Genomic DNA, 19,771 nt, shown 5'->3' on the forward strand with positions numbered 1-19,771 from the left:
ACGGCTGTTGTTCAGCCGTTTCCTCAGTTATTTCTTTATAATTTCACCAAACTTTTTATCTTCATTGGCCATAAATTGAGTGGCATGATCGCCATATAATTCGATAACTTCAAAACCTTGTTTATTTGCAAACTCGGCTAATTCACCAGAGGCATACACTTTTTTCATTGCTGCAGTGAGTTTATCTTGTACTTCTTTATCTAGTCCTTTTGGCGCAACTAGCATATTCCACGCTTGCAGATCCCAATTATAAGGTGTGGCTTCTTTGAATAACGGTACATCAGGATAAAAAGCCGATTTCTCATTTGACATAACTGCCATATGTTTCACTAATCCAGCTTTTACCATGCTGTCCGCTTCACCTAATGAAGAAGTCACAATATCAACACCACCTGAAGCAAGCTCTTGTAATGCAGCACTTGCACCTTGAGATGGAATAAAGCGAATGGCGTTATCAGGTAATCCCGCAGCACGTAACATACCAATAGTATTGAGATGCCAGATTGAATTTAAGCCACTACCCGATGCTTTTAACTTGCCCGGATTTGCTTTCGCGTAATCAATAATTTCCTGTGCATTTTTAAATGGCGAAGATTTTCCAACTTGTAACCCACCATAAATTACAGCAAGACGTGTGATCGGTGTGTAATCTTGATAAGTTAAATTCGTCATTCCCTGATGATGCATCATGGTAATTTCAACTGTTGCAATACCCAGAGTGTAACCATCGGGCTTTGCATTTTTAATTGCGTCGTGACCTACAACTCCGCTACCGCCAGTTTTATTTATCACATTAACGGTTACACCCAACTCTTCTTGTAGTCCTTTAGCCGCTAGGCGTGCAACGGTATCTGTGTTACCTCCAGCCGCCCAAGGAACAACAATAGTAATCGGCTTTTCAGGGTATTGAGCAAAAGCCGGAAGTGTAAAAATGGAACTGCATAGGGTAAATGCCAGAAGTGTTTTTTTCATTATATGCACCTTTTCTCATTGCAGATTATTTGTGGTCGAATATCTTCGAGCCTTGATTTAAGGCGAGCCTGGACTTGAGAAAGCACAGGCATTGCTGTTACGCCTTTTTGTTCTATAAATGCAGAGAGGAAAGCACTGGCAAATAATACACTCTCATGCATCGTACCTCCCGCTGCTATTTTTGAAGCAAATGCGCCATTAAAAGCATCCGTGGCAGCCATCGTATCCACTCGCAACGATGGCATAGGGGGTATATGAAATGTGGCTCGTCCATCAAAATAAACCACACCAAGCTCATCCATATAGATAATGACTTTCTTGTTTTCATCACCTGAAATAATGCCAATAGCCTGTTTAGCGTCATTCAATGTCAGCCCAATGTGATGCTTGGTTTGCATTTAAGGTAATAAAATCAAGATTTGAATAAAGTTGCTTTAGGTTTTCGTTATAAGGTGCAACATTAAGTACGACTGTTTTATTAACTGATTTTGCAAACAGTGCGGCTTTAATATTGGCTTCTATATTAATTTCACCTTGAAGCAATAACACATCAGCTTCACTTACATAAGGCAAAGAAATATCAATCTCTTGATCTGAAAATGTATTGTTCGCACCTAAATAAGTCGCTGTAATATTATTTTGTGTTCTATCTGCTAAATAACTAATTGAACTACCTGTCGGTTCTATTTCTGTTTGAAAAATAGTAAAAGAATCAATCCCACTTTCTTGTAAATATTTATAAGCGTATTTACTAAAATGATCTTCACCCACTTTCGTTATTAAGTGTACTTTCGCATCAGAAAAACTGGCAGCCATTGCCTGATTTGTTCCTTTGCCACCAGGGCCTATCGAATTACTTTTAGAGTTAATTAACTCACCAACTTTTGGAAAAGAATCGACATTGGCAATAATATCTACTACAAATGACCCAAGCACACAGACTTTGCCTTCAGGCTTTCTATCTTTACGTTCTCTCACGATTAATAAATCGTGCAATAAACATGAAATATCAAAACTATCACTAAATTTACTTATTTTTTTAATTTCTTGTTTCCCTAGTATGGCGCCACCATGACAACGTTTGATCAACCCTTCTCCTTCAAGGTATTTCAAATCATTACGGATAGTTTCCAATGTGACACTGAATTTCTCCGCAAGTTGAGCCACTTTAACTTTCTTTTGTTCCCTGATGATGGTGTAAATTTCCTGCCGCCGTTCTTCTGAAAACATATAAAGTGCCTCCGTATCATTGATAACGAGAATAAGAAGATTAGGCGAGTGATTCTGCGATGGCATTCAAAACAAAAAACCAAAAACAAAAGCAAAACCAAATCGAAGCAATTTAGATCACATTTCTTTAACACAATATCAATTGGTATACGTTAAAAATGAGAGGTGAAACGAGTCGAATAAAGAATGGTGATTAAGAAAAGAGAGGTAGGATCAGCCGTTCAACGACGGCTGATAAAATAACGACTTATATTATTACAGAAATGATAATTTTAAAATGTAAATGTCATGTTAAATAAAATCACCGTGGTATTTAGTTTAACAAGGCATTAAGCAGATAAAAGCCCACTAATGTGAGTAAAACCACCACTAAGGTATTACGTATTTTAAGCGCTAATCCTACACATAATAAGGTTCCCCAAAGATAAGGATTATCTAAAATACCTTTGAATTCTCCTTTTTCTAACAGCACGATTGGCGCACAGATTGCCGTTAATAAACAAGGTGCAGAATATCCTAATGCTTGTCTGATCACTGACGGTAATTTGACGGGGATCGCCGGTTCAAGAAAGAAATAACGCAACATGAAAATGACCAGCGCCAAAATTAATAATAACGACCATGTCATTTTTGTTCTCCTCTTGCCCTAGCTACACAAACAGCAACAAACATGCCTGTTAACCCACCAATAACTACGCCACCTTCTATATTCAACCAACTAAAAATAATCGAGAGGCAAAAAGAGACAATAACGCCGACTAACGTACTAAATGTTTTTATTAACGGAATTACAATCGCTAATAAAGTAGCAACAATAGAAAAATCAAGATGATAACGAGATAAATCAGAAACTTGGCTTGCCATAATAATGCCAACAATACTGACAGCAACCCACGCTAAATAAAAACATAATCCCGCACCTATCATATAAGCGGGTGTGAGTTTTACTTTCGGCTGTGCTGAAACTGCAAAAAGCTCATCCGTTAATAAAAATCCTATCGTAATACGTTGATACCATTTTAAATGGGCAACATGTGGACGTAAGGTCAATCCGTATAAAAGATGTTGTGCTGTAATAAAAAAAACAGAAACAATAATGGTCAGCATTCCTGCACCAGAAACCACTAATCCTAACGTGACTAGTTGTGCTGCCCCTGCAAATATAATTGCAGACATTCCGATACTTTGTGCAAAGGTTAACCCTGCATCAACGGCCATTGATCCTGCTAATATTCCCCAAGGAATAACCGCAAGGCATAAAGGCAAAACATGCAAAGCACCAAGGCCGAAAGCACGCATTACTTGCCTATCTTCATTATTATTTTTGATTTTTTCCATTTACCCGTCTTCACTTCTAATACATTAATTCTATGGAGAATGATTATCAGTCAGTAAAGATAAATGGGATTGTATAAAATTGCTATTTTGTTTTTTTATTACGCTGTACTTTTTTACTATCATTTATTTTTTATGACAATAAAGGGGATTTTAAAGAGGATGACAATCGAAGCCCTTTTAAATAATTACCCGGCGTGACACCAATGGCATTTTTAAAATGGCGATGAAAATGGCTTTGATCTGAAAAACCACAAAGTTGTGTAACATCAGAAAGCGTATGACCTAAAGAAAGCAATTGTCTTGCTTTGCGAATTCGCGCTTGAATAAGCCAAGCGTGGGGAGTCATGCCAATTTCTTTTTTAAATTGACGTAAAAAATGCCAAGGGCTTAAATTTACCATCTCGGCTAAGGTATTAAGTGAAAATTCATTTTCAGGTGTGTCATTCATTAATTCACTGACCCATTGCAACCGCTGCCCTATTGCACTCAACGGCTTTTCTTGAATTCGTGTTTTGCTATAACGCAATATCAACATTGCCATTGTTGAAAGTAACAAAGACTCTTTAAGTAGAAAATTATTGGGTTGCTCTAATAATGAAAAAAACAATAAAAGCTGCTGACTTAAACCCGGATCGTGAATGACGGCATCAGGAAACCACGGCGTTGAACCACGCTCTTGCTGTAAATCACGCGTTAATGTTTGCAGATATTCCGGTGTGGGATAAATAGCTTGATACGCCCAGCCAGATTCAACCGCAGATGAGCCTGTGTGGATTTCATCTGCATTGACAATAATGATATCGCCTTTAGGTGCGATATGTTCGCTTCCTGTGCGATAAAACTGTTGTGCGCCATCATCAATTACACCAATACAGAAGCCTTCATGAGTATGGCGAGAGAAAGTTTGATGCAAATATTCAGCTTGCAGATAAGCAAGGCTATTAAGCTCAGGAAGGTGAATAAGTTTAGCCTGCTCTTGTCGCATTGAATATTGACTCCATCAACAGTAAAAATCATCAGCTTGTATCATAAACACTATACTGATGATTGCATAAAATTGCTCAGTCTTACTCATGTCGTTGATGAATTTTTGCTGGAACAAAAATTTGATAAGATCCTAAATTTGTCTGGTTAATTAATCCCATAATCAGTCGGAAACAGTGTGAGGCTAATTCGGGGTTATTTTGAGCAATTGTATCTATGGGGATTGATAATGAATCATAAAGATAGTGATCATCAAAACCTGCCAAATAGACTTCATTTTGCATCTGTTTATTTTGACTTAGATAGCGCAACACTCCATCTAATAAGCCACAAGCAGAAGTAAAAATAAACTTAGGCGCTCGTCCTAGTGATGCACACAAAGAGCCAAACATTTCATAACCAGAACTTGGGTGATAATGCCCATGAATGATCCACTCTGATTTCAAATTAATATTTGCTTGTGAAAGCCCTTGGGTGAAACCTAAAAGGCGATCTTTAGTCGGTGAAAGCGTTGATTGCCCGCCTAAAAAGTAAAGCTCATCAATACCTTTTGTTGAAGCAATCTCTTCAATGAGTTGTTGTGTCGTGGTTGTTGAATCTGTGACAACAAAAGGCAGTGTTGTTCCTTCAAAATACCGATCAAATAGCACAACAGGTATTTGTTTACTCAAACGCTGATATTCAACATCACTTTGTAAACATGAGGCGACAATTAAACCGTCGATTTGTCGTGATAATAGATGTTCTATCGCCAGTGTTTCTTGAGCCGCATTTTCATCAGTACAGGAAATAAGTAATTGAATACCTGCTTCTCTGCATAATATTTCTAGTTCATACGCCACAGAAGCAAAACCATAGTTAGTTATATCAGGAATAACCAACCCTAATGCATAACTACGATTATCACGTAAAGAGCGAGCATGAATATTAGGCTGATATTGATATTGTTCAGCTATAGTCGTAATACGCGCGATAGTATCATCAGATACTCGCATCTCTTTACCACGGCCATTTAATACTAAACTTGCCGTTGTTTTTGAAACACCCGCTAATTTTGCAATATCGGTGATCGTGATACGTTTTTGTTTTTTCACTATTATTCTACTTAATGTCCCGTTCTCTAAACTTAAACTGTTTTATTGTTTATATAATTGTATTTAATTGAGTAATGTATTCTTTAATTGCCAAGTTGTGAGATTAATGGTGTCTTTCCCTGAGAAACAGATAGTCCGTTTTTCTGAAGGAAAAAAACGGCTACTCATCACACCAGCACCGCCATTAAAGAAAATCTCCACACTAGAGTTATCACATAATATTTGAAGATGTTTTATCTCACCAGACCAGAAACGAGATTGCCACTCCCCGCTTTTAACACTACGGCGTTTTAACACGGCTTGATTATTTTCAATAAGTAAAACAAGAGTATCAGAAAAATAAATAGTAAGAGAGCCGAATAGTTCTACTTCAAGTTCAAACGAAAATCCGCTGATATCTGGCGCATCATCAGCAATACCCTGCCAATATGCTGGCTTTTGTCTGAGTTGCTGTAACTCTTTTACGGGTTGCTGATAAAGCTTCTCTTCTTTTATATGTAATTCGCGAGGGCAAGTCATTTGGTGTATCCAGCCATTAGCAATGGTCGGTTGATACATCTCTTCACCATCAGGAACTCCCATCCAACCAAATAATAAACGTCTACCATTCGCTAATGTTGTTTGAGGTGCGTAAAACTCAAAACCTGCATCTAGTTCGATTAAATCACCATGCTGAAATTGTAATGTTGAATAATCAAAATCCCCGATTAAATAGGCACTAGAATACGAATTTAAAAATCGTTGTTGCTCTCTTTTTATACCTTGAGGACATGTTAATAAAATAAAGTGATCATCTAGTTCAAAGAGATCTGGGCATTCCCACATATAACCCGCATCAGCTAATCCGCCTAAATAACTTCCCGCTAACTCGCCGACTAATTGCCATTGATATAAGTGAGATGCACGATAGAGTAAAACTTTACCCTGTTTATCTAAGTTTTGTGCGCCTAATACCATGTACCAGACATCATTATATTGCCAAATCTTCGGATCACGGACATGACCACTGTAACCTTCAGGAAGCCCTAATACAGGCCCTAACTTATCAAACCCTCCCTGTTGATTTTCAACGGCTAAACATTGCCATGCCGTGCGAGAGCCATCCTCAAATTTAACATTACCAGTATAACAAAGGATTAATTGCCCTTGATGGATCACTGCACTACCAGAATAACAGCCATCTTTGTCATAAAATTCATCAGGTAATAAAGCAATAGGTTGATGCTGCCAAGTAATCAAATCCTTTGAGCACCAATGACCCCAACATTTATGTTTATGCTCACAAGACAAAGGGTTCCATTGATAAAACAGATGATAGTATTCACCATCAAAACAAAATCCATTAGGATCATTTAACAACCCAGTTACTGGCGCTAAATGCCAACATGGGTAGTATTTATCTTTTACAGCTTTAGCATTATTACGCATAACCGCTTGTAAAATCGCAGATAACCCTTCGTTTGTGTTCATTTATGCAGACTCCACTTTATATTTCAGCAAAAGAGAGATAACAAACGCAGTCACAAAGGCAATCACAAGGCCAATAATATAGTTCATAATTGAACCTGCTTGCACAATTGCAATACCTGGAATGGCAGTCAACCCTACGGCTGTCATATAAACATGCGAGCCTACAACCCAAGCGCCTCCAGCTGCACCACCAATTAAAGCCGCAATAAATGGTTTTCCATAACGTAAATTGATCCCGAAAATAGCAGCTTCAGTAATGCCTAACATAGCCGAGAAGCCCGAGGGGATCGTAATAGCTTTAATTTTTGCATCATTGGTTTTAAACCAAACTGCCATACAAGCACCACCTTGAGCAATATTCGCCATTGCCCAAATAGGTAATAAAAAATTAACCCCAATATTAGGGTTTCCTAATAAACCAGCTTCAACGGCATGAAAACTATGATGAATACCTGTAATAACAATCACAGAGTAGAGTCCACCAAAAATCAGCCCCGCAATCCAGCCGGCTTGCGTAATTAAGGTACTTAAGATTAATGAAATACCATCACCTAAAAGACGACCGACTGGGCCAATGACTAATAACGCGACAAATCCCGAAATAATAACGGTTAAAAATGGCGTGATAATTAAGTCGAGGGCATTAGGAACAACTTTTCGTAATTGTTTTTCCAATACACTCATAAACCAAACAGCAAGTAATACTGGGAAAACAGTGCCTTGATAACCAATCATGGCGATTTCTAATCCAAAGAAATTCATGGTGTTAAAACCCGCAGCAACACCCCACGCATTGGTTAATGCGGGATGCGTTAGAATTCCACCGAGTGTTGCACCAAGATAAGGGTTTCCGCCAAACTCCTTTGCAGCTGTAAAACCAATTAAAATAGGTAAAATAATAAATGCCGCAGAGCTACACATATCAAGCATGATATAGAGTGCATTATCAGGACTTACCCATTGGTTAGTTTTCATTAATCCCAGTAATCCCATTAATAAACCTGACGCCACAATGGCGGGAATAATGGGAACAAAGATATTAGAAAGCAGTCTTGCTATTCGTTGAAATGGATTGAGCTTTTTAGCCGCAATATTGGCGGCTTCAGATTTGCTTGATTCACCAATGCCAGCAGCCGCAATAAATGCAGCATGTACTTTATTAACTAGGCCTGTGCCAAAGATAACCTGAATTTGCCCTGCATTACTAAAACACCCTTTCACACCCTCTAATTTATTGATTGCTTCTTTGTCTGCTTTTGAGTCATCCACAAGAACAAGTCTTAAGCGTGTAGCACAATGCGCTGCACTTGCGATATTTTCAGCACCTCCCAATAAAGGCACTAGTTGGCGAGCAATATTTTCAATATTCATCATAGCCTCAGTAACTCTTACTTCGTTTATAAACGATCATTAATAGTAAATATAAAAACTAAAACGGTTTAGCTAATAATTTGATTAAATGAAAACCTACCTTAAATGGCAATTAATATGCGTATAAAAGCGTTTTATTTGTGATCTAAGCAACAAAAAAATAGATAACTAGTCTTATTTAGATAGTAAGAGAGAAGTAAAAACAAAAGATATGCTAAACGTTTTATTTTTTGTTTAGCTAAATAAATTAATATAATGTTAAATAATTTAATTTTAGAAAAATATATTCCATTCATTAGTTTTATTGGTAAATAATCCATTTAAATCTGATAGATAGCGCATTATTATTCTGTTATTTTCTGTTATCCGTAACATTACAATACCTCACCAATCGCTATGTATTTTATTACATATTGAACTTAATCAAATGATTAAATTTAATTAATACAAAAACTTAAGTTAACCTCAAAAACTGGTAACGCTTGTAATAAATCACTTTTCTTTGATGTAAAGCAACTACAACTTTTAGAAAATACGTAGTATCCATATTAACAGTTGGGTTTTATTGCCTACGTTAAAATGCTTATTTTTTAACAACAATAACAATAATTATTTCTTTATAAGCTTGTTAGCTTCTGCTTTTCTTAAAAATGTAAATAATCAAGTGAGTAATGTATGAAAAACATCAAAGAGATGGCGTTACTTTCCACTCCTTTATCTCGCCGTCGTTTTGTCAAAACAGGTGCAGCGGGTGGTTTAGCAATGACTGCTGGGGGATTATCACTCCCCTTTAATCAAGCCGTTGCCTCAGAAACAACAACAACCAATAGCGAAAAAGTGGTGTGGAGCGCCTGTACTGTAAACTGCGGTAGCCGTTGCCCATTACGTATGCATGTGGTTGATGGCGAAATTAAGTACGTCGAAACTGATAACACTGGCAATGATGTCTACGAAGAATTACACCAAGTTCGTGCCTGTTTACGTGGTCGTTCTATGCGTCGTCGTGTTTATAATCCAGACCGTTTACGTTACCCAATGAAACGTGTAGGTAAACGCGGTGAAGGTAAATTTGAACGTATTTCATGGGATGAAGCCTTTGATACTATTTCAGATACCATGAAACGTTTAATCAAAGATTATGGTAATGAATCTATTTATCTAAACTACGGTACAGGTACTTTAGGTGGCACCATGACGAAGTCTTGGCCACCAGGTGCAACATTAATTGCACGTTTAATGAATTGTTGTGGTGGTTATCTTAATCACTATGGTGACTATAGTACGGCACAAATCGCAGCTGGATTAAACTATACCTATGGTGGTTGGGCTGATGGTAATAGCCCTTCAGATATTGAAAACACTAAACTTGTCGTGATGTTTGGTAATAATCCTGGCGAAACACGTATGAGTGGTGGCGGTGTCACCTATTATGTTGAGCAAGCGCGTGAAAAATCTGATGCACGAATGATTATTATCGACCCACGCTATACCGATACAGGTGCAGGCCGTGAAGATGAATGGATCCCTATTCGTCCGGGAACAGATGCGGCATTAGTCAATGCATTAGCTTATGTCATGATCAAAGAAGACTTAGTTGATAAGCCTTTCTTAGATAAATATTGTGTTGGTTATGATGAAACCACTATGCCAGAAGGTGCGCCCAAAAATGGTCACTATAAAGCCTATATTTTAGGTGATGGCGCAGATGGTCAGCCAAAAACTCCAGAATGGGCAGCGCAGATCACCGGTATCTCCGCTTCACGTATTGTTAAATTAGCGCGTGAAATCGCAACAGCGAAACCGGCTTATATTACACAAGGCTGGGGGCCTCAACGCCGTTCTAATGGCGAGCTTGCTTCTCGCGCTATTGCGATGCTCTCTATTTTAACAGGTAATGTGGGGATCAACGGCGGTAATACTGGTGCTCGTGAAGGCTCTTACAGTATTCCTTTTGTTCGTATGCCAACGCTGACTAATCCAGTCACCACCAGCATTTCCATGTTTATGTGGACGGATGCCATTTTACGTGGCCCTGAAATGACCGCGACCCGTGATGGTGTTCGTGGTAAAGACAAGCTTGATGTACCTATCAAAATGGTATGGAACTACGCGGGTAACTGCTTAGTTAACCAACATTCTGAAATCAATCGTACTCATGACATTTTGCAAGACGATAAAAAATGCGAAATGATTGTGGTGATCGATAACCATATGACAGCATCTGCTAAATATGCCGATATTCTACTTCCTGACTGCACTGCATCAGAACAGATGGATTTCTGTATGGATGCTTCAGCGGGTAATATGGCTTATGTTATTTTCGCTGATCAGGCAATCAAACCGCGCTTTGAAAGCCGTAATATCTATGAAATGACAAGCGAAATTGCAAAACGTATGGGTGTAGGTGAAAAATTCACTGAAAACCGCACACAAGAAGAGTGGTTACGTCATCTTTACGAACAATCTCGTCAAAACTTACCTGAACTGCCGACTTTTGAAGAATTCCGTGCTCAAGGTATCTTCAAAAAACGCGATCCTGAAGGCCATCACGTTGCTTATCGCAAATTCCGTGAAGATCCTGAAAGTAACCCATTAACCACACCATCAGGCAAAATTGAGATTTATTCTTCTCAGCTTGCCAACATTAAAGCGACATGGGAACTGGCGTCTGACGATGTGATTGATCCATTGCCTATCTATTCCGCTGGCTTTGAAAGCTATGGCGATCCGGCAATGGAGAAATATCCATTACAAATGACAGGATTCCACTATAAATCACGCACTCACTCAACTTATGGCAACGTTGATGTTTTAAAAGCTGCTTGCCCTCAAGAAATGTGGATCAACCCTGTTGATGCTTCTAAACGCGGTATCAAACACGGTGATTTAGTGCGTATTTATAACGATCGTGGTGAAGTTAGGATCAATGCGAAAGTCACACCTCGTATTTTACCGGGAGTTGTCGGTTTAAGTGAAGGTGCTTGGTATAACCCAGATAGTAACCGTATCGATCACGCGGGTAGCATTAACGTATTAACGACACAACGCCCTTCACCTCTCGCTAAGGGTAATCCTTCTCACAGTAATCTTGTTGAAGTCGTCAAGGCGTAAGGAGTCTGGTTATGTCAACGCAATATGGTTTTTATATTGATTCAAGTCGTTGCACCGGCTGCAAAACCTGTGAACTGGCGTGCAAGGATTTTAAAAATTTATCCCCAGAAGTTAATTTCCGCCGTATCTATGAATATGCGGGTGGTGATTGGACAGAGCAAGATGGCGTTTATACACAGAACGTTTTTGCTTATTACCTATCTATTTCGTGTAACCACTGTGACGATCCCGCTTGTGCCAAAGTTTGCCCAAGTGGTGCGATGCATAAACGTGAAGACGGCTTTGTTGTCGTTAACGAAGATATTTGTATTGGTTGTCGCTATTGTCACATGGCTTGCCCTTACGGCGCACCGCAATTTGATGAAGTCAAAGGTCATATGACCAAATGTGATGGTTGCTATGAACGTGTAGCCGAAGGTAAAAAACCTATTTGTGTCGAATCTTGCCCACTACGTGCATTAGATATGGCACCGATTGAAGAGTTACGCGCTAAATATGGTGATTTAGCTGAAATCGCCCCACTTCCTTCAGCAAAATACACCAAGCCAAATATTGTCCTTAAATTAAATGCCAATAGCCGTCCTGTGGGTGATACCACTGGTCATCTGGCAAACCCAGAGGAGGTGTAAGATGGTGGGATTGCATGAATGGCCACTAATGTTTTTTACCGTTATCGGTCAAAGTGTTGCTGGCGCTTTTATTATTATGGGATGCGCAATTCTTTCGGGTAAGCTCTCCGCAGAAATGAACCGAAAAGTGCATTACAGCATGTTTGGACTCTGGGCATTAATGGGAATTGGTTTCTTGCTCTCCATGATGCATATGGGAACGCCACTACGTGCATTTAACTCATTACTTCGTCTAGGCCACTCATCATTAAGTAATGAAATTGCCAGCGGTTCAATTTTCTTTGCACTAGGTGGTATTTACTGGTTACTGGCTGTACTTAATAAAATGCCAGCTGCATTAGGTAAATTATGGGTCGCACTGGTTATGATATTAGCTGCATTATTTATTACGGCGATCTCTCGTGTATACCAAATTGATACCGTTCCAACGTGGTATAACAGCTACACCACATTTAATTTTGTGCTGACTGCCTTTATCGGTGGCCCTATTTTAGCGGCACTTTTAATGCGAATTGCAGGCTTTAATTTAAACTGCGTCAGTGCATTGCCATTATTAAGTGTTATTGCGATTGTTGTGAGTGCTATTGTGGCAACATCACAAGGTTTTGAATTAGGCTCTATTCAAACTTCTGTACAAAAAGCGGTGGATTTAGTCCCTAACTATGGTGCTTTAATGGGCATTAAATTAGTGGCTTTAGTCTTAGGCTTAAGTTGCTGGATTGCGCCACTTCTGCGTAAAAATAACCCTTCTGTTGCTTTGTTAGCATTGGGCTTTATTTTAGTGTTTGCCGGTGAATTTATAGGACGCGGTGTGTTCTATGGTTTACATATGACTGTCGGTATGGCGGTTGTTGGTTAATTAAAAACGCTACCTTTAAACCGCTGTAATAGTTAAAAAGCCCACACTTTTTATCTGTTATGGCGGTTTTCCTTTTATAATGCGGTATCACTCTTTTTTAATCTTCGTCATTATGTTTAGATAGAAAATCGCATATAGTAAAGAAAATAAATCTAAGCGGATTATAAAAATATTATGGAACAACAACTTATTACTGATATTTCTCTCACGGCCCGTATTTTAGGCGCTGCGTTTTATTACGCACCTACAGAGAAAAGTGACATTGTCGAGCTGCTGTCTAGTCAAAAGTGGGTTGAAGAATGGCCTTATGGCAGTGATGAAGAAAAGCAACGCATTGCTAACCTTCTTTCACAAACCACATTAGAGGAAGAAACTTTAGCGCAGGCATATCAACGTTTATTTGTCGGCCCTTACGCACTACCTGCGCCACCTTGGGGCTCTGTTTACCTTGATCATGAAAATGTATTATTCGGTAACTCAACATTAGATTTACGCGAGTGGATGCTAGCAAACGGCATTGATATTGCGTTAACTCAAAATGAGCCAGAAGATCACTTTGGTTTAATGGTGATGATGGTGGCATGGATTGCAGAAACTCGCCCTGAAAAATTAAATGAGCTATTAGCTGAACATCTTCTTCCATGGGCTTATCGTTATTTAGAGAAATTATCTCTGCAAGGCGCATTTCCTTATTACGAAGGTCTAGCCATGCTGGCGACATTAACGCTCAAAAGTTGGCAATTACAGTTAAATATTATACCTGCTGAAAAACAGTTATTTTGTTGATTTACAATAGACAGTAAAAATGTGAAGCCCTAAAGACGAAAGAAATTCTCGCTTTTAGGGCTTTGATATATAAAAAGTTAACGTTCTTAAGATTGCTGTGACCAAAACTGATAAAGCCTAGGTTGTGTTTCATCTTCGGTTTTTATCTGTGTAAATTGAAGGCCTTCTTGTTGTTCTGGTTCCTTTCTTAATGCTTTAGCAATATGGGCTGTCGATAGTCCGTAAGGCTCGGCATCAGCATTCGAATAGGCATAAAAAATTTTAGTGATCCCCGCCATACGCATTGCGGCAAGACACATTGGGCAAGGTTGTCCACTAGCATAAACAACGCAATCATCTAATTTGGGGCGCCCTAATACTTTACTGGCTTCCCGTAATGCTAATAATTCAGCATGGGCTGTCGGATCATTTGTCGTTAGTATTTGATTAACGGCGCTCGCAATCACTTGACCATTATTCACAATGACCGCACCAAATGGTCTTCCCCCCACTTTCACATTATCCATTGCAAGCGATATGGCTTGTTGTATAAATTGGTTATCTGACATTATTTTGCCCCCGCTTGTTCAAGTATATTAACAATATTCGTGTAGCCTTTATCTTTAGCCAAGGTTAATGGTGTATGGCCTGATCCATCAGCAAGATTGACATTAGCTCCGCCTTCAATAAGTAAAGTCACAATTTCTTCATATTTTTGGCTACCATCACCTAAAATAATCGCTTCGATTAAAGCCGTCCAACCTAAACGATTAATATGATCAACATCCACACCAGCATCAATCAATGTTTTTACTGTTTTGACATGACCTCGCTCTGATGCAGGAATTAATGCTGTTCCACCATAACGATTAACACTTTTAAGCGAGGCGCCATGTGATAAGGTTAGTTCTAAAATTTCCTGTAACCCTCTTGCGCCCGCATAAAGATACGGTGAATCATGAATTGCGTCACGAGCATTAACATCGGCACCTTGTTCTATCAGATATTTTGCGACTTCAATTTGATTAGCATGTGTGGCTGCCATTAGCGGTGTGCGTAATTTTAGATCACGTTGTTCAATATTTGCACCTTGTTCTATCTGACGTTTTAATTCAGATAAATTTCCCTCTTGTGCCAGTGTAACTAGGTATGCCTTATCAGAACTTGCCATCGCTTTAACCATGAAGATAGATGAAATTAATAGTAGGCTTAAGAAGTATAAAAACCATTTGGTCTTTAGATAGAGAGTATTCATGCGATATCCCTTAAAGAGTGCTAATTTCCATTTACTTAATTAGCATATTATTTAAACCTAAGTTAGATCTAACAAAGGGACGACATTATTTCAACCGCTCAAGGAGTCAATAAATCACCTATCAGCCATTTTTATACTTTTTTTACACCGCCCATCCCTTTTTTATCAACATCTTTACAGCCCATTAAGTACGCTCATTCAATCTAAATAGTAAAAGGATTGTTCTGATGCTGATATTTGGTGCTGTGGCATTAGTTGTTTTGCTCACTGCTTATCTTATCTATGTGTTATTTAACGCAGAGGCATTTTAAAAATGGCAACAACAATGTGGATATATCTTGCTGTTTTTCTGATCACATTATTTGTAATGGGGAAAATGCTTGGACATTACTTAGCTCGCCTTATTGAAGGTGACTTACCTCATTGGGTTACTCAAACCGAACATGTTATTTGGCGTTGTTGTGGTTTTAAACCCGCAGGAAAAACAATCCAGCCGATGAGCTGGTATCACTATATGCTCGCCCTTCTTATTTTTAATTTAATGGGCGCAATTCTATTATTTGTCATATTGCTTAACCAAGGCTATTTACCTTTAAATCCTCAATTTGCCCCTAATATGAGTTGGGATTTAGCGTTAAATACCACAATTAGCTTTATCACAAATACGAATTGGCAAGCTTACAGCGGTGAAACGGCTGTCAGTTATTTAAGTCAAATGACGGGGCTTGCCGTACAAAATTTTTTATCTGCTACAACGGGTATTGCTGTTGCCTTCGTTTTAATTAGAGCATTAACTCAATCTTCTTGTACCTCATTAGGGAATGCTTGGATCGATATTGGGCGTATTACATTATATGTTTTATTGCCTTTAGCAGTTATTTGGTCACTGTTATTTGTCAGCCAAGGCGTTATACAAAACTTTCATCCTGCGGTATTAAGTCAAGGTCTTGATGGACACCAACAATGGTTACCAATGGGACCTGTTGCATCTCAAGAAGCAATTAAACTCTTGGGTACAAATGGTGGTGGTTATTTTGCAGCAAACTCTGCACATCCTTATGAAAACCCAACGTCATTCAGTAACTTCTTACAGATCCTTGCCATATTTCTTATTCCTACTACCTTATGTTTTGCCTTTGGTCGTTTAAGTGGGATGCAACGCCAAGGCTATACCTTACTTTGGGCTATGACACTAATTTTCATTGTTGCCGTTGCTGTGATCACTTGGGCTGAATGGCAAGGAAATCCAGAGTTTATCTTTGCTGGTACAGATAGCTCACTAAATATGGAAGGCAAAGAAACACGCTTTGGCATAATTGGTAGCGCGATTTTTGTTGCTGTCACAACAGCTGCATCTTGTGGTGCAGTCAATGCCATGCATGATTCATTAACGGCTTTAGGTGGCATGGTGCCAATGTGGTTAATGCAAACCGGAGAAGTGGTCTTTGGCGGTGTGGGATCAGGATTTTACGGCATGATCCTCTATGTATTATTAGCCGTATTTATCGCGGGATTAATGGTTGGGCGAGCACCTGAATACCTTGGTAAAAAGATTGGTGTTGCTGAAATGAAATGGGTAGCTGTTGCTATTTTAATCTCTCCAGCCGTGGTTTTATTAGGCACAACCCTCGCCTTATTTACTGATATTGGTCGCGAGGCCATTTTAAACCCAGGTCCTCATGGTTTTAGTGAAGTGCTATATGCCTTTACTTCTGCTGCGAATAATAACGGCAGTGCCTTTGCTGGACTTAATGCCAGCTCACCTTTTTACAATCTATTATTAGGGTTCGCCATGTTGATTGGTCGCTTCGGTGTCATGTTACCGGTTTTAGCTATTGCAGGTAGTTTAGCCGTGAAAAAACGTCAGCCAGAAAGCTTGGCAACTCTCTCTACCACTTCACCGCTATTTATTTTGTTATTGATCCTCACTGTATTAATGATCGGCGCTCTGACTTTTGTTCCGGCATTAGCACTTGGCCCTATAGCAGAACATTTACAACAGTTTTGGGCTAAATAAGGAAACGTATCATGAAAACAACGCAACTTTTTGACAGAAAAACCGTGATGTCGGCTTTCTTTGATGCAATAAAAAAATGCACACCTCAAGCACAATGGCGTAACCCCGTTATGTTTATTGTTTATGTTGGTGCGCTTTTAACTAGCGGAATTTGGTTTGCTTCACTGTTAGGTTATTTCCCTAAAGATAATCACTTTACTTCACAAGTAATGATTTGGTTATGGGTGACATTGCTATTTGCCAATTTTGCTGAGTCATTAGCAGAAAGTCGAAGTAAAGCGCAAGCAGCGAGCTTACGTGGTGCAAAACAACAATCCAAAGCAGTACGTTTACATCACGCAGATATTAATGCCTCGAAAGAAACCGTGGACTCTTTCTCACTGCATAAAGGTGATATCGTTTTAGTCAATGCTGGTGAAGTTATTCCTTGTGATGGTGAAGTGATTGAAGGTGGTGCTTCTGTTGATGAAAGCGCGATTACAGGGGAATCAGCGCCGGTGATCCGTGAGTCAGGCGGTGACTTTTCTTCTGTAACGGGAGGAACTCGAGTATTGTCAGATTGGCTGATTATTCGTTGTACTGCAGAAGCTGGCAATTCATTTCTCGACCGCATGATTGGAATGGTGGAAGGTGCAAAGCGTAGAAAAACGCCAAATGAAGTGGCTTTAACTATCCTATTAACCGCTCTGACACTGATTTTCTTGTTGGCTTGCATTACCCTTTATCCATTTAGTGTTTTTGCTGTCGAGTTTCAAGGACATGGTGCTGTTATTTCAGTAGTAACTTTGATTGCTTTGTTAGTATGCTTGATCCCTACCACGATCGGTGGATTGCTTTCATCGATTGGAGTGGCGGGTATGAGCCGAATGCTTGATGCCAATGTAATTGCAACCAGTGGTCGCGCAGTGGAAGCCGCGGGCGATGTTGATGTCTTACTTCTTGATAAAACAGGCACTATTACACTTGGTAATCGCCAAGCTTCTCGTTTTATTCCTCTTTCAGGTATTAGTGAAAAACAGCTTGCAGATGCAGCACAGCTAAGTTCACTTGCAGATGAAACGCCTGAAGGCAGAAGCATTGTGATCCTCGCTAAACAACGTTTTAATTTGCGCGAACGCGATTTAGCGTCAATTGGCGCTTCTTTTATTCCCTTCTCTGCAATGACAAGAATGAGTGGCGTTAATTTAGGTGAACGCTTGATCCGCAAGGGTTCTGTTGATGCTATTCGTCGCCATATTGAAGTCAGTCACGGTCATTTTCCTGATGAAGTCACCACAATCGTCGAACAAGTGGCAAGAACGGGTGGGACACCGCTGGTGGTGGTTGAAAATCAGAAAATCTTAGGTGTTGTTGAGCTTAAAGATATTGTGAAAGGCGGAATTAAAGAGCGTTTTGCTCAACTTCGCCAAATGGGTATAAAAACGGTCATGATCACTGGCGATAATCATCTTACGGCAGCGGCTATCGCAGCAGAATCGGGTGTTGATGATTTTCTGGCTGAAGCAACACCAGAGGCAAAATTAGCACTAATTCGTCAATATCAATCAGAAGGTCGATTAGTCGCAATGACCGGCGATGGTACTAATGATGCTCCTGCATTGGCGCAAGCTGATGTTGCTGTTGCGATGAATTCAGGTACTCAAGCCGCCAAAGAAGCGGGAAATATGGTTGATTTAGATTCTAATCCAACAAAATTAATCGAAGTGGTGCACATTGGTAAACAAATGCTAATGACACGAGGCGCTTTAACTACATTTAGTATTTCCAACGATATCGCAAAATACTTTGCCATTATTCCTGCGGCTTTTGCAGTCACTTACCCACAACTCAATATGCTTAATGTCATGAATTTACATTCACCCGCATCTGCAATGTTATCTGCCGTTATTTTCAATGCCTTAATTATAGTTTTTTTGATCCCTCTAGCCCTTAAAGGTGTTCACTATCGCCCTGTTTCTGCGCACTCATTATTGCGCCGTAACCTCTCTTTATACGGGATCAGTGGATTATTAGTCCCTTTTATTGGCATTAAAATCATCGATATGATCTTAGCGTTTATTGGGTTTTAAGGAGTTTTATATGCATCTATTTCGTTCATCTTTAGTGATGTTATTATTACTCACACTAATAACTGGGCTCGCCTATCCTTTACTTGTTACAGGATTAGCCAACCTTATTTTTCCATGGCAAGCAAACGGCTCTCTCGTGTATCAAGATAATAAACTTATTGGCTCTGAATTGATTGGGCAACAATTTACGCGGGATGATTATTTTAAGGGTCGTCCATCAATGACGTCAGAAATGCCCTATAACAGCCTGGCATCAGGTGCTAGCCAGCTAGCAACATCAAATCCATTACTTCTTAATGAGATAACTAAACGTATCCAAACATGGAAAAAAATAACGCATAATCAAGATGTTGTTCCTGTTGGTTTAGTCACAGCATCAGGAAGTGGGCTTGATCCTCATATTTCATTACAAGCAGCTTATTATCAAATTGAAAATATTGCATATTCTCGCCAACTCACTAAAAATGAAATTGAGCAATTAATAAAAAACAATACAACATCACCACTACTGCCGTTTATGGGTGAACCTGTTGTGAATGTGTTTATGCTAAATCAGGCACTAGATAAATTAAGTGCAGAAAAACAGCAGAAAGTGAGTACTCAATAA

17 protein-coding genes and 1 pseudogene are annotated in these 19,771 nt (G+C 39.3%); 8 read left to right on the forward strand and 10 right to left on the reverse strand.

From position 1 onward, the window contains the following. Positions 1-27: 27 nt before the first annotated feature. From NBG71_RS04175 to NBG71_RS04210, 8 genes and pseudogenes are all read right to left on the reverse strand, one after another. Complete coding sequence (locus NBG71_RS04175; RefSeq protein WP_250916561.1) at positions 28-972, reverse strand: tripartite tricarboxylate transporter substrate binding protein; 945 nt, start codon at positions 970-972, stop codon at positions 28-30. Beyond that, positions 972-2,268: pseudogene (locus NBG71_RS04180) on the reverse strand (ribokinase). The gene NBG71_RS04175 and the pseudogene NBG71_RS04180 overlap by 1 nt, the downstream one beginning before the upstream one ends. Before the next feature lie 247 nt (positions 2,269-2,515). Then, entirely contained in the window at positions 2,516-2,830 is a 315-nt protein-coding gene (locus NBG71_RS04185; RefSeq protein ID WP_075673103.1) for an AzlD domain-containing protein, read from the reverse strand. Further along, entirely contained in the window at positions 2,827-3,540 is a 714-nt protein-coding gene (locus NBG71_RS04190) for an AzlC family ABC transporter permease (RefSeq protein ID WP_075673104.1), read from the reverse strand. Before NBG71_RS04190 ends, NBG71_RS04185 begins: the two co-directional genes overlap by 4 nt. A 130-nt stretch (positions 3,541-3,670) precedes the next feature. Next, entirely contained in the window at positions 3,671-4,525 is an 855-nt protein-coding gene (locus tag NBG71_RS04195; protein WP_075673105.1) for an AraC family transcriptional regulator, read from the reverse strand. Positions 4,526-4,607: 82 nt separating this feature from the next. Continuing rightward, on the reverse strand, positions 4,608-5,618 hold the full coding sequence (locus tag NBG71_RS04200) for a LacI family DNA-binding transcriptional regulator (protein ID WP_075673106.1): 1,011 nt from the start codon (positions 5,616-5,618) through the stop codon (positions 4,608-4,610). A gap of 63 nt (positions 5,619-5,681) precedes the next feature. Next, positions 5,682-7,088 (reverse strand): sucrose-6-phosphate hydrolase, encoded by a 1,407-nt coding sequence (locus NBG71_RS04205; protein WP_250916562.1) that lies wholly within the window; start codon positions 7,086-7,088, stop codon positions 5,682-5,684. Next, positions 7,089-8,459, reverse strand: coding sequence for a sucrose-specific PTS transporter subunit IIBC (locus tag NBG71_RS04210; protein ID WP_075673122.1), 1,371 nt, complete (start codon positions 8,457-8,459; stop codon positions 7,089-7,091). Positions 8,460-9,134: 675 nt separating this feature from the next. Here NBG71_RS04210 and dmsA point away from each other — a divergent pair. From dmsA to dmsD, 4 genes are all read left to right on the forward strand, one after another. Next, positions 9,135-11,570: a dimethylsulfoxide reductase subunit A gene (dmsA, locus tag NBG71_RS04215; RefSeq protein WP_250916563.1), complete on the forward strand. Its 2,436-nt coding sequence runs from the start codon at positions 9,135-9,137 to the stop codon at positions 11,568-11,570. An 11-nt stretch (positions 11,571-11,581) separates the two neighbouring features. Beyond that, the gene (locus tag NBG71_RS04220) at positions 11,582-12,199 is read left to right on the forward strand and encodes a DMSO/selenate family reductase complex B subunit (RefSeq protein ID WP_023582154.1); all 618 of its coding nucleotides are present in this window, start codon (positions 11,582-11,584) and stop codon (positions 12,197-12,199) included. A 1-nt stretch (position 12,200) separates the two neighbouring features. Continuing rightward, a complete protein-coding gene (locus NBG71_RS04225) occupies positions 12,201-13,058 on the forward strand; it encodes a DmsC/YnfH family molybdoenzyme membrane anchor subunit (protein WP_223672264.1) in 858 nt (285 codons plus the stop codon). 174 nt (positions 13,059-13,232) lie between these two features. Continuing rightward, positions 13,233-13,844, forward strand: a complete 612-nt coding sequence (gene dmsD, locus NBG71_RS04230; protein WP_196563733.1) for a Tat proofreading chaperone DmsD — start codon at positions 13,233-13,235, stop codon at positions 13,842-13,844. 86 nt (positions 13,845-13,930) lie between these two features. Here dmsD and NBG71_RS04235 read toward each other — a convergent pair whose 3' ends face one another. Then, positions 13,931-14,392: a nucleoside deaminase gene (locus NBG71_RS04235; protein ID WP_223672266.1), complete on the reverse strand. Its 462-nt coding sequence runs from the start codon at positions 14,390-14,392 to the stop codon at positions 13,931-13,933. Then, the gene (locus NBG71_RS04240) at positions 14,392-15,078 is read right to left on the reverse strand and encodes an ankyrin repeat domain-containing protein (protein WP_075673112.1); all 687 of its coding nucleotides are present in this window, start codon (positions 15,076-15,078) and stop codon (positions 14,392-14,394) included. The genes NBG71_RS04235 and NBG71_RS04240 overlap by 1 nt, the downstream gene beginning before the upstream one ends. A 227-nt stretch (positions 15,079-15,305) precedes the next feature. Between NBG71_RS04240 and NBG71_RS18840 the strand changes: the two genes are divergently transcribed. From NBG71_RS18840 to kdpC, 4 genes are read left to right on the forward strand one after another with little or no spacing between them, the layout of a single operon-like run. After that, positions 15,306-15,389, forward strand: a complete 84-nt coding sequence (locus tag NBG71_RS18840) for a potassium-transporting ATPase subunit F (protein WP_099660395.1) — start codon at positions 15,306-15,308, stop codon at positions 15,387-15,389. 2 nt (positions 15,390-15,391) lie between these two features. Then, positions 15,392-17,095, forward strand: a complete 1,704-nt coding sequence (gene kdpA / locus NBG71_RS04245) for a potassium-transporting ATPase subunit KdpA (protein ID WP_250916564.1) — start codon at positions 15,392-15,394, stop codon at positions 17,093-17,095. Between the two features lie 11 nt (positions 17,096-17,106). Further along, positions 17,107-19,164 (forward strand): potassium-transporting ATPase subunit KdpB, encoded by a 2,058-nt coding sequence (gene kdpB / locus NBG71_RS04250; protein ID WP_075673114.1) that lies wholly within the window; start codon positions 17,107-17,109, stop codon positions 19,162-19,164. Positions 19,165-19,174: 10 nt separating this feature from the next. Further along, the gene (gene kdpC, locus NBG71_RS04255; protein ID WP_075673115.1) at positions 19,175-19,771 is read left to right on the forward strand and encodes a potassium-transporting ATPase subunit KdpC; all 597 of its coding nucleotides are present in this window, start codon (positions 19,175-19,177) and stop codon (positions 19,769-19,771) included.

The sequence above is a fragment of the Proteus sp. FZP2095 genome, assembly GCF_023701425.1.
GTDB lineage: Bacteria > Pseudomonadota > Gammaproteobacteria > Enterobacterales > Enterobacteriaceae > Proteus > Proteus cibarius.